We start from the raw sequence: 14,942 nt of genomic DNA, 5'->3' as shown, positions 1-14,942 counted from the left end.
CATGCCAGTCAGTATCTCGAACAGGTCATGCTGGAGCTGGGCTGGTCGGAAGAGGCCCGCAGCGCAATCCAGTACCTGGAGCAACGGGCCGATCGGATGGACTACCCGGCCTATAAAGCCCGGGGCTGGCCCATCGGTTCAGGCCAGGTGGAGGGGATGAACAAGCATGTCATCGGTGCCCGCATGAAACGCTCGGGGATGCAGTGGAGTCGCCCTGGGGCTTCGCGCACAGCAGCCCACCGCGCCCAGCTATGTAGTTCCCATCCGCTGGTGGCCTTCGAGGCCCTGAGGTGGAGGGCTTTCCCTGTACGGAATTGCTGAGATGCACCCGAGTGCTTGTTCATACTTGACAACCCGCTAAACACGCAGGTATGATGCCCCCGGATGCGCAAGGTGAGAGTTTTTTGAGCCCCGTGAGTGGGTTTGTCTCTTGCCAGGCGTCCGTTGCGGATGGAAGGGATTTTTGGGAGAGGAAACACGGCAACTCGCCCCAGCAAAAAATCCCGCGCCTCCGCAACATCAGGTTCTTGTGCGGCATCCACCTGGACATCGCATGAGAGTTTGAGGAGGCAGAATGAAGAAGAAGCTAGTAGTTTACTTGGCTGGGTTGCTGACCGTACTCGGTCTAGGCTTCGGTCAGGCACAGTTCTCCGACGTACCCGCCGGACACTGGGCCAAAGAAGCCGTCGAGCGCATCGCAGCCTGCGGTCTTATCACGGGCTTCCCCGACGGGACGTTCCGTGGTAACCAGAACCTGACCCGCTACCAGGCCGCCCTGATCTTCCAGCGCTTGCTGAGCGAGATTCAGCAGGGTGGCGAGTGCGTGAAGGCTGACGGCAGCGGCATGAGCGATGAAGACATGACCGCCATCCGCAACGCAGTGCAGGAACTGGCCGCCGAGCTGGCCGCCCTGGGTGTGCGCGTCTCGGCCCTGGAAGACAACGCCGCTTCCAAGGATGACATCGCCCGCCTCGAGGCCGCCATCGAAGAACTCAAGAACATGAAGGCCGAGCCTGCCGGCATGGACGAAGCCGCCCTGGCCGACCTGGCCGACCGCGTGGAAGCCGCCAGCGTGGCCGCCGACACTGCCCTGGCCCAGGCCCAGATCCTGGCCGAGCGCCTGGACGGCGTGGAGGGCGATGTGGCCGCCCTCAAGACCCAGGTCGAGGCTGACGCCGACAGCATCCGCGCCCTCAACGAGCTGGCCGTGCTGCTGAACCAGGACGTGCTCAGTCTGCAAGACCGCGTGACCGCCCTCGAGAAGCAGCTGGGCGATGTGGACTTCGGCAGCTTTGCCGACAAGGAAGATGTCAGCGCCATCCAGGAGTTTGCCACTGCCCTGCGCAGCGACCTGGTGCGCCTGGCCGACCGGGTGAGCGCCCTGGATGCCCGTGTGGGCGGTCTGGATAGCCGCCTGGCTGCTGTGGAAGGCACCCGCCCCAGCCTGACGGGTAGCATCTCCGGCCGCTACGGTTACAACTACACCACCGGTGCCAACTACGATGTACGCCGCCTGTACCCCAACGTGTGGGACGATTACAACTGGGATGCTAACGACAACGGCCAAACCGTCGACGACGCTGACTTCAACAACGGCGGCGATAACCGGGCCCGTATCATCACCACATTCACTGTAAGCCGCACTCCAGGCAGCACTGCTGGCTTCAACTTCCAGGAAGCCCGCATCCAGCTGCGCTGGACCCAGGACGGTGCTCCGCGTCTTGAAGATGCCCTGCCGAGCACTGGCTTCACCCAGAACGTAGCCTCGGGTATCCCCCAGGTAATGGTGGCCTCGGTTCGGGGTAACATTGACGGCCAGTCCTTCAGCGTTGCCTACAACCGTTTTAACGGCTTCCGCTTCACCAACTACTTCATGTCCAACGCCGACCCCAACTATACCGGTGGTCTAGGCCGTGGCTTCAAGGTGGACTTCAACGCCAGCAAAGCCCCCTTCAGCCCCACCTACACCGTGGTGTTTGGGGGTACGGGTGATAGCAACTTTGTGGTAGGCGGCAACTCCGGCGGGGTGCGTGATTACTTCGGTATCCGCTCCGTCGTCGATCTGCTGGGCCTGAAAGCCGGGGTGAGCTACGCTGAGTACAACGTACGCGAATTCTCTGGCCCCAACCTGGGTCGTACCGGTTTTGCCCTAGACCTGAACGGCAAGCTGTTTGGGCTACTGGGCCTGGAAGCCGAGTATGTAGCCACCAAGCCGGTCAATGTGGCCAACTGGGACTTCGCCGATTCCACCAAGGTAGATCAGGCCTCGGTCATCAAGCTCTCGACCAGCCTGGGTCCGATCTCGATTGAAGCCAACGCCCGCGCTATTGACCCGCAGTTTGCTGAGAGTGGCTACAACGCCAACAACGCCGGTCTCTCGATTGACTTCCAGACCAGCCGCGACAACAAGCGCCCCTACGACGACAACGAGCGTGGCTTCGGTGTGAAGGCCACCGTGGGTCTGGGCTTCGTTACCTTGACCGGTCAGTACGACCGCGATGCCGATTTCTTTGAGACTGCTGCCAGCATTCGCAACAGCCTGGGTGTGGATGCTACGGTTCCGCTGTTTGCTGGATTCAGCCTGTTCGGTTACTTCTACAACGTAACTGACTCGGGTGGTGCGCTGGCGACCGGGAGTGACCGCTTCGATAGCAGCTACGGTGTGAAGCTGTCGCATGATGGCAAGGCTGCCAATGCCCTTATCAAGGGTTTGGACTTGTTCGCTGAGTACCGCCAGAGCGAGACCGCTGCGGCTGGTGACTACGACCGCAACGACATCAAGGCTGGCGCTAAGCTCGAGACCAAGTTTGGTCCCTTCGGCATCACCCCGCTCGTCTTCTTCAACAGCGCTGGCGGTAGCGCTACGGGTACTGCACTGAAGTTCGGTGCGTTGGTCAAGACTGACACGATTAACCTCGGCTTCATCGAACCGAGCCTTGAGGGCAGCTACGTACAGCGCAGCTCTGACATCAGCGGTACTTCCCGCTCTGAGTCCTACTGGCATGCTGGGCTCAGCCTTTCCAACTTCTTCTTCCGCGGCGGCACCCTGGCGGTCAGGTATGCTACCTATGAAGGTAAAGGTCTGGCCTCTGCCACTGCAGGTGTAGAAGACCAGCTCTACAGCCACACCACCGGCTTCCTCTACTCTGATAACACCGGTGCGGTAGACTTCACCCTCTCGGGCCTGCTCTTTACCTATCGCTACGCAGGCATCGGTCTGGATTACCACACTGGCAAACTCACCACCGGTGGCACCGACAACTTCAGCTACGGCTTCCGTATCTCCTACACCTACAGCTGGTAAACCCAGGATCAGTTGCACCTACCCCGCCCTTTCGGGCGGGGTTCTTGTTTTAGGGCAACAGCTCGAGCCCGATTTTAGACTCTACCGCCCCAAAATGCCGGCGGTCGAGGGTGGCGATCCGTCCGATGCCCAGCTCCTCGGCAATGGCGATTACGGCGGCGTCTACAAAGCCCAGGCGGAGGCTCTGGTATTGCCGATTGAGCTCTAAAACCCGCGGGTATCCGGCTTCGGATAGCTCGACTACCTGGTAGACCTGTGACCCGATATCCTCGTAGAGCGCCATCTGGGCGGCCAAGCCCATGCGCTTTCCAAGCAAATAATCCACTTCGGGGATGACCGGGGCTGGCAGCAGCAGTATTTCTTCTGCGTCCAAGAGACGAACTGCCGCCTGATGCCACTCATCGCGGCGGTTGTAATAGGCAAAAAGGATGCCGCTGTCCAGGAGCATTAACTGTTCTCCGGGTCACCAAACCCCAGCTCGTCCAACACTTCTTCAAAACGCTCGGCGTCGGTGGTATGGCCGCTATCGAAAGCGCCGACGTACCGTGAGCGCGGGCGTTTTGGTGTGATACCTTTGCGCAGTACCTCGCGGATAATCTCGGCCACCGACTTTTTTGAACGCCGGGCCTCGAGCTTGAGGAGGAGCTCGAGTTCGGGATCCAGGTAGATGGTGGTGCGCTTCATATGTTTATGTTAGCATACTTTGCCAATGCGAGTTTCGATACAAACATAATCCATTGGGTGGCTGTACACTAGCTGCTAATGTTCCGCTACCAGGGCCCCGAACCCAAAGGCGACCAGCCCCAGGCCATCGCAGCGCTCACCGAGGCCCTGCGCGATGGGGAGCGTTTTGTAACCCTTTTGGGCGCGACCGGCACCGGCAAGACCGTGACCATGGCCCGGGTTATCGAAACCTTGCAGCGCCCGGCGCTGGTGATGGCCCCCAACAAGGTGCTGGCCGCGCAGCTGGCCGCGGAGTTCCGCGAGCTTTTCCCCCAGAACGCGGTGGAGTTTTTCATCAGCTACTACGACTACTACCAGCCCGAGGCCTACGTGCCGGGGCGCGATTTGTTCATCGAGAAGGATGCCGCTATCAACCCCGAGATCGAGCGGCTGCGCCATTCCACCACCCGCAGCCTGCTCACAAGGCGCGACGTGATCGTGGTGGCCTCGGTCTCGGCCATCTACGGCCTGGGCAGCCCCGAAGACTACAAGAACATGAGCCTGATCGTGGAGGTGGGGCAGGAGTTGCCCCGCGAGCGCCTGATCGAGCGGCTGGTGGACTTGCAGTACGAGCGGGGCGATTTGCAGCTCGAGGCCGGGCGTTTTCGGGCTAAAGGCGAGGTGCTGGAGGTCTGGCCGGCCTACGAGCAGGAGCCCATCCGCATCGAGCTATTCGGCGATACCATCGACCGCGTGACGGTGGTGCATCCGGTGACGGGCGACCGGCTCAAAGACCTGCCGGGGTTTGTGCTGCTGGGGGCCAGCCACTACGCCACCCCGGAGTGGCGCCTGAAGCAGGCCATCCCGGAAATCCGCCGGGAGCTCGCGGAGCGGCTCAAGGTGTTCGAGGCCGAGGGCAAGCTACTGGAGGCCCAGCGGCTCAAGGAGCGCACCCTCTACGACCTCGAGATGCTGGAAGTGATGGGCACCTGCCCCGGCATCGAGAACTACAGCCGCTTTTTGTCGGGCAAGGCCCCCGGCGAGCCGCCCTACACCCTGCTGGACTACTTTCCCGACGATTATCTGGTGTTGCTCGACGAGTCGCACGTGACCGTGCCCCAGCTCCGGGGCATGTACAACGGCGACTACATGCGCAAGAAAACCCTGGTGGACTACGGCTTTCGCCTGCCCAGCGCCCTCGATAACCGCCCCCTCAGGTTTGGCGAGTTTTTGGAGCGGGTGGGGCAGCTCGTGTTTGTATCGGCCACCCCTGGCCCCTACGAACTCGAGGTCTCGGGTCGGGTGGTCGAGCAGATCATCCGCCCCACCGGTCTTTTGGATCCCCAGGTCACGGTCAAGCCTTCCCAGGGCCAGATCGAAGACCTGATGGGGGCCATCCGCACCCGCGCGGCGCGGGGGGAGCGCACCCTGGTAACGGTACTCACCGTGCGCATGGCCGAGGAACTCACGGCTTACCTGGTGGAGCACGGGGTGAAGGCCCGCTACCTGCACCACGAGCTCGACGCCTTCGAGCGGCAGGCCCTCTTGCGCGACCTGCGGCTGGGCTACTTCGATGCGCTGGTGGGCATCAACCTGCTGCGCGAGGGGCTCGACCTGCCCGAGGTCTCGCTGGTGGCCATTCTGGACGCCGACAAGCAGGGCTTTTTGCGCTCGGAGCGCTCGCTCATCCAGACCATTGGCCGGGCCGCCCGCAACGTGGGAGGCGAGGTCATCCTCTACGCCGATACCATCTCGGACTCGATGCGGGCGGCCATCGAGGAGACCAACCGCCGCCGGGCCATCCAGGAGGCCTACAACGCTGCACACGGCATCACCCCCGCCACCATCCAGAAAGCGGTGCGTAAGGTGGTCAAGCCCGAAGATTATGAGGCCGAAGCCGCCGAGGTAGCCCTGGACGACCCGGCTCTACTCCAGAGTTTGTTGGAGCAGCTCGAGACCGAGATGTGGGCGGCCTCCGAGGCCCTCGACTTCGAGAAGGCCGCCTCCTTGCGCGACCAGATGCGCAGCCTCGAGGCCCGCATCAAGGGCCTGCCCGAACCCACCACCGCCGGGAAGGGCAAGCGCAGACGGCGGCGCTAGCCGATAATTTCTTCGGGCTTGAAGAAGATTCCGATCTCACGGGCGGCGCTCTCGGGGCTGTCCGAGCCGTGGATGATGTTCTCGTCCACAGTGGTGGCAAAGTCGGCGCGGATAGTGCCGGGCGCGGCTTCCCAGGGGCGGGTGGCCCCCATCAGGCGGCGCATCTCGGCGATGGCCCCAGGGCCTTCGACCACCATGGCCACCACCGGCCCACTGGTGATGAAGTTAACCAGTCCCTCGAAAAAGGGCTTGCCCTGGTGCTCACCGTAATGGATTTCGGCGGTCGCGCGGGGGATGAGCATTTTCTTCATCGCCACAATCTTGAAACCTTTGCGCTCGATGCGGTTGATGATTTCGCCGGTGAGGCCCCGGCGCACGCCGTCGGGTTTGACCATGATGTAGGTGCGTTCCATACCGCAGAAGAGTTTACACGCTACCGGCCATTTGCAGAAGGGCGACGTAGCAAAAACCCTCCCCTGAACGGGGAGGGGCACCTAACCGTGCGGGTTTAGCGGTTGGCCGGAGGATTGGCCGGGGTGGAGGGGTTGTTTTGGTTGTTGCCCGGCTGGTTTTGATTGGTTTTGGGCTCTTCTTGCTTGGGCTCTTCCTTAGGTGTCAAAGCGGTGAGCACCTTTTGCAGGTTGTTCTCCACCTTGGCCGCCTTGCGCGCCTCCTCGACCCACTTCTGGGCGGCCTCGGCCCGGCGGGCAGCCAGCACCTGCTGGCGGGCCTGTTCTTTCACTTCCTCGAAGGGGCGCAGGACTTCGGCCTTGCGCTCGTTGACCAGGAGCACCTGGAAGCTCTGGTCCTCGAGCTTCACCACCTCGCTCACCTCGCCCAGCGGGCCTTTGGGGAAGGTGCCGCGGGTCAGGAAGACCAGGCGGTTGGGCACCGGAGGCATGGTGCCGGGATTGACCACCCCGTAGTCCTGCACGGTTCCGCTGTTGGCCTTGGCCAGATCCTCGAGCTTGCCACCCTTGAGGGCTGCGGCCCGGAAGGCTTCGGCCTTGGCCCTGTCTTCCTTAGCGAAGTTGACCGCCTGCACCTTGGCCGAGGCCGGGATGGTGAAGTTGGCCAGGTTGGAGTCGTAGTACTTGCGCACCTCGGCATCCGTGACGGTAACGTCGCGGGTTTTCCACTGCTGGGCCTGATTGGCAATATCAGTCTTGGAACCAAAGAAAGGCTGGCCCAACTGCTTGGCCGCCTGGTAAATCACTTCCCGGTTGATGAGCTGTTCCAGCGTCTGCGGCATGAAGAACTGCACCGCCAGCTCCCCCAGACCCTGCTGCACCAGCTGGGGCACCTGCGGGTTGGCAAACACCACCTGGGTTACTTCGGAAAGCTTGATTTCGGCATCGCCCACTTTGGCGACCACCGGATTCTCAAACTTGAAGGTGGCGTCCTGGGCAAACTTGACGTTGGCCTTGGCGCGCAGCTCCTCGAGGTAGGCTTCCAGGGCCCCATTGCCCTTGATGCGCTTGGCATCTTCCTTGACCCGATCCTTGACCTCTTCAAACTTCACATCGCCCGCCGGGAGGTATTTTTCTACCTTCACGATGTAGAAGCGGCCCCCGGCCTCGATGGGCTTGCTGATCTGCCCGTCGCGCAGCTTGAAGACCGCATCGGCCACGGCGTTGGGGAAGACCACCCGGGTAACCGGGCCGGGTTCGCTCTTGCCCGCCGCTGCCCCCAGGGCCCCACCCTGCTCGGCGTTGAGCTTGGAGTTGGCTTTGGCAATGGCGGCGAAGTCGGCGCCTGGCGCAGAAACTTCGGCGTAGATTTTTTCGGCAGTGGCCTTGTCGTCAACCACAATTTGGCGGGCCTGTACCCGCTCTTCGTTTTTGTACTGCTCACGGTTGAGTTCGAAGTAAAGCCGCATCTCCTCTTCGGTGGGCTCGGCTTTTTTCTGGATTTCCTCTATGCGCTTGTTGATGCGAATCTGGTCGCGCAGCTCGTTGCGAAGCTGCGAGTCGGTATAGCCAACCTGGGTCAAGAAGCGGTCGTAGTCTTCTTTCTTTTGCAAACCGAAGCGCTCTTTGATGTTATCGATCTCTTTTTTCAGCTCCCCGCTCGAGACCCTGATGCGGGCGGTGTCCTGCGCCAGCGCCGTGATTACGATCAGCCGGTCGCCGAAGTTGATTTCGGCCAGCTTTTTCAAAAGCCCCTGGGGGTTGGTGCTCAAAATGGGGTCGTTTTGCTGGGCTCGAGCCAGCTCGAGTTCGTAAACCGGACGCCCATTGACAGTTAGCTCGACTTTGCCCTGGGTGCTTCGCTGGCCCTGGGGCGTGAACAGCAAAACCGAACCCACCACAAAGGCCAGGGCCAGAACCCCGAAAATGACCGCAATTACTTTTTTGTTGATTCCAAACACTTGACTGCCTCCTCTATGCGGTGCTACCCTTCTTTGTGCTTATGCACCCGTAGCTCAGTGGATAGAGCGTTCGCCTCCGGAGCGAAAGGTCACAGGTTCGAGTCCTGTCGGGTGCGCCAAGTTTTTGGGGTCGGGGCATACCCGGCCTTTTTTTCGGTAGCATCTCCCACTGAACTCTTTGTACCCCCATAAGGTAAGACCAGGGTTAAGCATCAGCGAACCTACACCAAGGGCCGATTGTAGCATATCTGGCGCGCGGGTTTGGAAATTTTGTTTCGATGTGTGACATGAAGGCCCATGACTTTGTTCGGCCCGGAAACCTGGCAGAGGCCAGGGCCCTGCAAAAAGCCCTGGCCGAAGCGGTGGTACTGGAAGGTAACCCCAGCCCAGCCCGCTACATTGTGGCCCTCGACGCCTCGCATCCCACCCGCTTTTCCCGGCAAAAAGGCCCTTCGGTGGCGGTGGCGGTGCTGTGGGATCAGGCCCAGGGGGCAGCGCTCGAGGTCGCCGCGGTTCAGATGGACGAGGCCGAGCTATTTCCCTACCTTCCTGGCTACCTGTCCTTCCGCGAGGCGCCCCTTTACCTGGCGGCCCTGGCCCAGCTATCCCATGCCCCCGAGGTGTTGCTGGTAGACGGTCAGGGCATCGCCCATCCCAGGCGGTTGGGCATTGCCGCCCACCTGGGGGTACACCTGGATCTACCGAGCATTGGGGTGGCCAAAACCCTGCTGTTTGGTCGGCCAGAGGAGGAGCTGCCCCTGGAGGCGGGCTCGGCAGTGCGACTGATGGACGGCGAAACCCAGATTGGCTGGGTGTACCGCAGCCGCGCCGGGGTTCGGCCCCTGGTGGTTTCGCCCGGCCACCGGGTGGGCCTGGCAGAAAGCCTGGCTTTTGTGCGGTCGCTCGTGGGAAAGACCCGCTTACCCGAGCCCTTGCGCCTGGCCCACCTCCAGGCGGGGGCAAAACGGCGGCTGGCTGCAGCGGAGCGGAAGGGCGAAGTTAGGGGCAATGTGAGGTGAGCCCAATTTCGATCCAGCCCCCTAAACTATGGTTTTTTGTGTACTTTATTTCGTCAACCAAAATGAAAAAACCCTAAGGAGGCCTATATGACCAAATTGTCTCGTCGTCAAGCCCTTAAGCTACTGGGCACTACCGGTGCGGTAGCTGCGGCTGGCACCATGCCCACAATGGCCCAGCCGACACCCGCTATGCCCAATGGCGCCGGATATTACCGCTTCAAGCTGGGCGATTTTACCCTTACGGTGCTGAGCGACGGCCAGACCCCGCCCGGCAATGCCTTTCCCAACTGGGGTGCGACCCCCGGAAAACAGGCCGAGTTCGAGGCAGCCTTGCGTGAAAACTTCCTCGAGCCCACCCAGTTCATCAACAACTTCAACCCCATGGTCATTGATACGGGCCGGGCCAAGATTCTCATCGACACCGGTCGGGGCCAGGCCGGGCAGCTCCTAACGAACCTGGCCAACGCCGGCCTGCGGCCTGCCGACATCAACATCGTCTTCATCACCCACGGCCACGGCGACCATATTGGCGGCCTTCTGCGCGATGGGCAGCCGGTGTTTGCCAACGCTCAGCACATCATGGGTGAAACCGAGTTCCAGTTCTGGCTCTCCCAGGCCACCCCACCGGCCAACCTGGTGGCCCTGCGCGAACGCTTTACCCTGGTGCGCCCCGGCGCCGAGATCGCCCCCGGCGTAACTGCGGTGGATACCCCCGGCCACACCGTGGGTCACCTGGCCGTGCAGGTGAGCTCGGGTGGGCGGACGCTGTGGCACCTGGGCGACGCGGGGGGGCATTACATCCTGTCTCTCCGTTTCCCCGAGCACTACCTGGGCTTTGATGCCAACCCCCAGCAGGCGGTGGCCACCCGGGCCCGGCTGTGGCAGGCTGCTGCAGCCGAGCGGATCATGGTGGTGGGCTACCACTTTGCCTGGCCAGGTGTGGGCTATGTGCGGCGTTCGGGCAACGCTTACGAGTTTGTGCCGGCCTTCTTTGTGTTCTGAGGGAGTGCCGGCGGGCCGCACCCTCCCCAGAGGCCTGGGGAGGGTTTTATATGAACCTTGCCTGAATCGTTCCGTTGGGGACTGTTGGAACACTATCGTTTTTTGGGCTGTTGCTAGCACTTCAGGCGGGGGCCCCAGAAAAAGAACAAAACCCGAAGCGCCCGGCCCGCGGCGTGGCCAAAACCCCCGCTTGTGTAGTTCGCCCCCACTATCGCTGCAGTAAAGTCAACTGGAGCATGCGGCGCCCAGCAGACAAAACCCACTGTGGGGCGTAAAATCGAGCCAGAGTAAAAGCCAAGGAGGCGCCTATGCAGTCCACCATGATGGATTTCCCCCTGACCCTGCCGCACTTGCTGGAGCGGGGCGGAAAGCTTTTCCCCAAAGAAGAAATCGTGACCCGGCTGCCCGATAAGTCGTTGCATCGCTACACCTATGGCGATTTCTACAAGCGTTCGCGCAAGCTGGCCTCGGCCCTGCAAAAGGCTGGGTTGCAGAAAGGCGACCGCGTGGCCACCCTCTCCTGGAACACCTATGCCCACCTCGAGGCCTACTTTGGTGTACCGCTGGCGGGTGGGGTGCTGCATCCGCTGAACCTCAGGCTCCACCCCTCGGACATCGCCTACATCATCAACCATGCCCAGGATAGGTTTTTGATTGTGGACGATGTGCTCTTGAAGCTTTTTGAGGCCGTGCGGGAGCAGGTTAGGCTGGACGGGGTGATTGTGGTGCCCCTTTCGGGCCAGCCGGTGCCGGAGGGTATGCTCAACTACGAAGACTTTCTGGCCTCGGGGGACGACCATTTCATCTACCCCGAACTGGGCGAGCTCGAGGCCGCCGCCATGTGCTATACCTCTGGCACCACGGGTAAGCCCAAAGGGGTGGTCTACTCCCACCGCTCCATCGCGCTGCACAGCCTGGCCTCGGCCCTGCCCGATGCGCTGAACCTGGGCGGCCAGGATGTGCTCTTGCCGGTGGTGCCCATGTTCCACGTGCTGGCCTGGGGGCTGCCCTACACGGGGGTCATGGCGGGCTGCAAGCTGGTGCTGCCGGGGCCCCACCTCGACCCGCTAAGCCTGCTGGAGCTGTTCGAGTCGGAAGGGGTTACCAAGACCGCCGGGGTGCCCACCATCTGGCTGGGGGTGCTGCAGGCCTTGGAGAAGGAGCCGACCCGCTGGCAACTAAAACCCATGGAGATGGTGGTGGGGGGCAGCGCGGCCCCAGAGGCCATGATCCGGGCTTTCGACCGTTTTGGCCACACCGTGCTGCACGCCTGGGGCATGACCGAGATGAGCCCCCTGGGCACCGTCAGCCGGCTCAAGCGCCATCTGCGGGGCGACCCGGAGCTCGAGTACCGCTACCGGGCCTTGCAGGGCCTGCCCACCCCCTGGGTGGAAATTCGGGCCATGGGCGAGCAGGGCGAGGTGTCTTGGGATGGGCAGTCGCTGGGAGAATTGCAGGTGCGGGGGCCCTGGGTGGCCCAAAGCTACTACAACCTGGAGGAGGAGTCCGACAAGTGGACCCCGGATGGTTGGTTCCGCACCGGCGATGTGGTGGCGATAGACCCCGAGGGCTACATCCGCATCGCCGACCGCACCAAAGACCTGATTAAGTCGGGGGGCGAGTGGATCAGCTCGATTGACCTCGAGAACGCCCTGATGGCCCACCCGGCGGTAAAGGAGGCCGCGGTGATTGCCATCCCCGACCCCAAATGGGATGAGCGCCCCCTGGCCGCCGTGGTGCTCAAGGAAGGGCAGCAGGCCACCCCGGAGGAGCTGGCCCGGTTTTTGGCGGCCCGCTTTGCCAAGTGGTGGCTGCCCGATGCGTATGTGTTCCTGGACGAAATTCCCCGCACCAGCACGGGCAAGTTCCTCAAGTCCAGGCTGCGCGAGCAGTTTAGAAACTACAAGACCCCGTCCGCCTCGCAGTGAGGGCTGGCTACAGCGCCAATAGGAGGCTGCGGGGTATATTCTAGCTATGCCCAGCGCTATAGACCGCTACCTGGAGGAAAACCTCGAGGCCTACCTGCAAGAAACCATCCAGCTCTGCGCCCAGCCCAGCGTCTCGGCTACGGGCCAGGGCCTGCTGGAATGTGCCGACCTGGTGGAGCAGATTCTGCAGCGGCACGGCTTCCAGACCTGGAAAATTGAGGGCTATGGCAACCCGGTGATTGTGGGTCGGGCCCAGGGCCGCTCTGAGCGCACCCTGCTTTTTTACAACCACTACGACGTACAACCCCCCGAGCCGCTGGAGCTGTGGGACTCGCCCCCTTTTGTGCCGCAAATCCGCGACGGCAAGCTCTTTGCCCGTGGGGCCAAGGACGACAAGGGCGAGTTTATAGCCCGCCTGGCCGCGGTGGATGCGGTGCGGGCCGCGCATGGGGGAGAGCTGCCATGTGGGGTGCTTTTTGTGGTCGAAGGCAACGAGGAGGTGGGCAGCCCCGGCATTGCCAGGTTTGTGCAGGATCACCTGGAGTTGCTCCGCTGCGACGGGGCCATCTGGGAAGAGGGGGGCATCGACTTTGAGGAGCGGCCCGGAACCTCGCTGGGCCGGCGGGGGATTCTGGCGGTGGAGCTCGAGGTCGAGACCCTCTCGCGCGATGCCCACTCCGGCAGCGCCCACATCTTGCCGAGCGCGGCCTGGCGGATGGTGCGGGTGCTGGCCTCCTTGAAGGACGAGAACGAGCGCATCCTGATCCCTGGTTTTTACGACGATGTGCGGCCCATCTCCGAGTTGGACCTCGAGCTCTTGCGCAACCTGCCCGACCTCGAGGCCCACCTGCGCCAGACTTTTGGGGTGCGAGGCTTCGTGAAAAACCTGAGCGGCTTTGAGCTCCGCAAAGCGGTCTTCAACCCTACCTGCAACATCCAGGGCATCACCACCGGCTACCAGGGCTTAGGCACCAAGACCGTCATTCCGGCCCGGGCCGCGGCCAAGCTCGACTTCCGCCTGGTGCCCGACCAGAACCCCACCGACATCCTGCAAAAGCTGCGCGCCTACCTCGACGCTGAGGGCTTTACCGACGTACAGATAACCCACGCCGACTATATGTTCCCGGCCCGCTCCGACCCCCACCACCCCCTGGTACAGCTCGCGGCCCGCACGGCTGAAGAGGTCTACCAGAAGCCCTACCAGCTCATCCCCCTGACCGGGGGCAGCTCGCCGGTATATGCCTTTGCCCGGCCCCTGAACATCCCGGTCATCGACGCCGGGGTGGGCTTTGGCATCACCAACCGCACCCACGCCCCCAACGAAAACGTGCGCATCCAGGACTTTCACAACGCCGCCCGGCACATCGCCCGGATTCTGGACGGCTTTGCTGACATCTGGGACTAAGGCTCGGTACAATGGGCCTGTGATTCACATCCTCGACCTTCACGACCGGGCCCCCAGGGTGATTGCCTCGTTTGTGCTGGAAACTGAAGAAGGGCCTGTGCTCTTCGAGACCGGGCCCGAGTCGCGCTTTTCGGTGTTGCTGGACGGCCTCAATTCGCTGGGGTACGCGGCCTCCGACGTCAAGCATGTCTTCGTGACCCACATCCACCTCGACCACGCCGGCGCAGCCTGGCGCATGGCCGAGCGGGGCGCGACCATTTATGTGCATCCTAAAGGGGCGCCACACCTGGTAGACCCCAGCAAGCTCTGGGCCTCGGCCAGCCGCATCTACGGCGACCAGATGGAAACCCTGTGGGGCCAGATGGGCCACGTGCCGGAGGCTCAGATTGAGATTGTGCAAGACGGCCAGGTCATCCAGGTTGGCGAAGTGCAGATCCAGGCCCTCGAGACCCCCGGCCACGCCTACCACCACCACGCCTATCGGATGGGCGATGTGCTGATTGGCGGCGACGTTACCGGGGTCAAGATTGGCCGCGGCCCGGTGCTGCCCCCCTGCCCCCCACCGGAGATACACATTGAGCTGTGGCGCGAATCCCTGGCCCGGCTGCGCCAGCTAAACCTGCGCCAGATTTACCTGACCCACTTTGGCCTGACCGAAGAGGTTGGGCCGCACCTGGACGCGCTCGAGGCCCGCTTGCTGGAGTGGGCCGACTGGATCAAGCAAAAAATCAAGTCCGGCCTCACCCGCGAGCAGATGGTGCTCGAGTTCGAGGCCTACGTGGCCGCTACCCTGCGGGCTGCGGGGCTTTCCCAGGAAGAGGTGCAGGAGTACGAGCTGGCCGACCCCTCCTGGATGAGCGTGGATGGGCTGGTGCGCTACTGGAACAAGCACCACCCGGAAGAGGTGATGAGCTAGAGCGGAGTTGTGTTTGGTGCCGGGAGCGGGACTTGAACCCGCATGAGCTTGCGCTCGCTACCCCCTCAAGATAGTGTGTCTACCAGTTCCACCATCCCGGCAGGCAAACATTAGGTTAGTCGGGCTTTGGGCGGTTGTCAAGGAGAACACCCTGTGTACCGCCCCGTTACAAAAGGCGTTACATGCTATTTTGTGCCCAAAAATGCGATCGCAACCGTACCCCCTTGCCCAAAA

The 14,942-nt window shown here is 62.3% G+C and carries 11 protein-coding genes, 2 tRNA genes and 1 pseudogene; 9 read left to right on the top strand and 5 right to left on the bottom strand.

The genetic code is table 11. The annotated features are described in order from the left end of the window. Both Q355_RS16945 and Q355_RS16105 read left to right on the top strand, forming a co-directional pair. Positions 1–321 (top strand): annotated as a pseudogene (locus Q355_RS16945) (hypothetical protein); the annotation flags it as partial. A 253-nt stretch (positions 322–574) separates the two neighbouring features. Beyond that, positions 575–3,304: an S-layer homology domain-containing protein gene (locus Q355_RS16105; RefSeq protein ID WP_084496154.1), complete on the top strand. Its 2,730-nt coding sequence runs from the start codon at positions 575–577 to the stop codon at positions 3,302–3,304. Positions 3,305–3,353: 49 nt separating this feature from the next. Here Q355_RS16105 and Q355_RS0115140 read toward each other — a convergent pair whose 3' ends face one another. Together Q355_RS0115140 and Q355_RS0115135 are read right to left on the bottom strand one after the other, a co-directional pair. After that, positions 3,354–3,752: a type II toxin-antitoxin system VapC family toxin gene (locus Q355_RS0115140; protein WP_027878559.1), complete on the bottom strand. Its 399-nt coding sequence runs from the start codon at positions 3,750–3,752 to the stop codon at positions 3,354–3,356. Then, positions 3,752–3,988 (bottom strand): ribbon-helix-helix domain-containing protein, encoded by a 237-nt coding sequence (locus tag Q355_RS0115135; protein ID WP_027878558.1) that lies wholly within the window; start codon positions 3,986–3,988, stop codon positions 3,752–3,754. The genes Q355_RS0115140 and Q355_RS0115135 overlap by 1 nt, the downstream gene beginning before the upstream one ends. A gap of 78 nt (positions 3,989–4,066) precedes the next feature. Between Q355_RS0115135 and uvrB the strand changes: the two genes are divergently transcribed. Continuing rightward, complete coding sequence (uvrB, locus tag Q355_RS0115130) at positions 4,067–6,067, top strand: excinuclease ABC subunit UvrB (protein ID WP_027878557.1); 2,001 nt, start codon at positions 4,067–4,069, stop codon at positions 6,065–6,067. On the opposite strand, the gene ndk is transcribed toward uvrB, so the two are convergent. Together ndk and Q355_RS0115120 are read right to left on the bottom strand one after the other, a co-directional pair. Further along, the gene (gene ndk, locus Q355_RS0115125; RefSeq protein WP_027878556.1) at positions 6,064–6,480 is read right to left on the bottom strand and encodes a nucleoside-diphosphate kinase; all 417 of its coding nucleotides are present in this window, start codon (positions 6,478–6,480) and stop codon (positions 6,064–6,066) included. The genes uvrB and ndk overlap by 4 nt on opposite strands. Before the next feature lie 95 nt (positions 6,481–6,575). Beyond that, complete coding sequence (locus Q355_RS0115120) at positions 6,576–8,438, bottom strand: peptidyl-prolyl cis-trans isomerase (protein WP_027878555.1); 1,863 nt, start codon at positions 8,436–8,438, stop codon at positions 6,576–6,578. 43 nt (positions 8,439–8,481) lie between these two features. On the opposite strand from Q355_RS0115120, the gene Q355_RS0115115 reads away from it, so the two are divergent. The 6 genes from Q355_RS0115115 (at position 8,482) to Q355_RS0115090 (ending at position 14,708) form a co-directional block, all read left to right on the top strand. Further along, a tRNA-Arg gene (locus tag Q355_RS0115115) sits at positions 8,482–8,557 on the top strand. Between the two features lie 168 nt (positions 8,558–8,725). Then, positions 8,726–9,457 (top strand): endonuclease V, encoded by a 732-nt coding sequence (locus Q355_RS0115110; protein WP_027878554.1) that lies wholly within the window; start codon positions 8,726–8,728, stop codon positions 9,455–9,457. A gap of 87 nt (positions 9,458–9,544) precedes the next feature. Further along, positions 9,545–10,459 (top strand): MBL fold metallo-hydrolase, encoded by a 915-nt coding sequence (locus tag Q355_RS0115105; protein ID WP_084496153.1) that lies wholly within the window; start codon positions 9,545–9,547, stop codon positions 10,457–10,459. A gap of 308 nt (positions 10,460–10,767) precedes the next feature. Continuing rightward, positions 10,768–12,387: a long-chain fatty acid--CoA ligase gene (locus Q355_RS0115100; protein WP_027878552.1), complete on the top strand. Its 1,620-nt coding sequence runs from the start codon at positions 10,768–10,770 to the stop codon at positions 12,385–12,387. A 46-nt stretch (positions 12,388–12,433) separates the two neighbouring features. Further along, positions 12,434–13,792 (top strand): M20/M25/M40 family metallo-hydrolase, encoded by a 1,359-nt coding sequence (locus Q355_RS0115095; protein ID WP_036259750.1) that lies wholly within the window; start codon positions 12,434–12,436, stop codon positions 13,790–13,792. Between the two features lie 19 nt (positions 13,793–13,811). Then, the gene (locus Q355_RS0115090) at positions 13,812–14,708 is read left to right on the top strand and encodes an MBL fold metallo-hydrolase (protein ID WP_027878550.1); all 897 of its coding nucleotides are present in this window, start codon (positions 13,812–13,814) and stop codon (positions 14,706–14,708) included. A gap of 14 nt (positions 14,709–14,722) precedes the next feature. Here the strand turns inward: Q355_RS0115090 and Q355_RS0115085 are convergent. Further along, positions 14,723–14,809: transfer RNA gene (locus Q355_RS0115085), tRNA-Leu, on the bottom strand. Positions 14,810–14,942: the final 133 nt, after the last annotated feature.

The organism is Meiothermus cerbereus DSM 11376 (genome assembly GCF_000620065.1).
Classification (GTDB): Bacteria; Deinococcota; Deinococci; order Deinococcales; family Thermaceae; genus Meiothermus; species Meiothermus cerbereus.
Note: the sequence above shows the minus strand (reverse complement) of the source record. Positions and strands in the feature narration are given on the sequence as shown.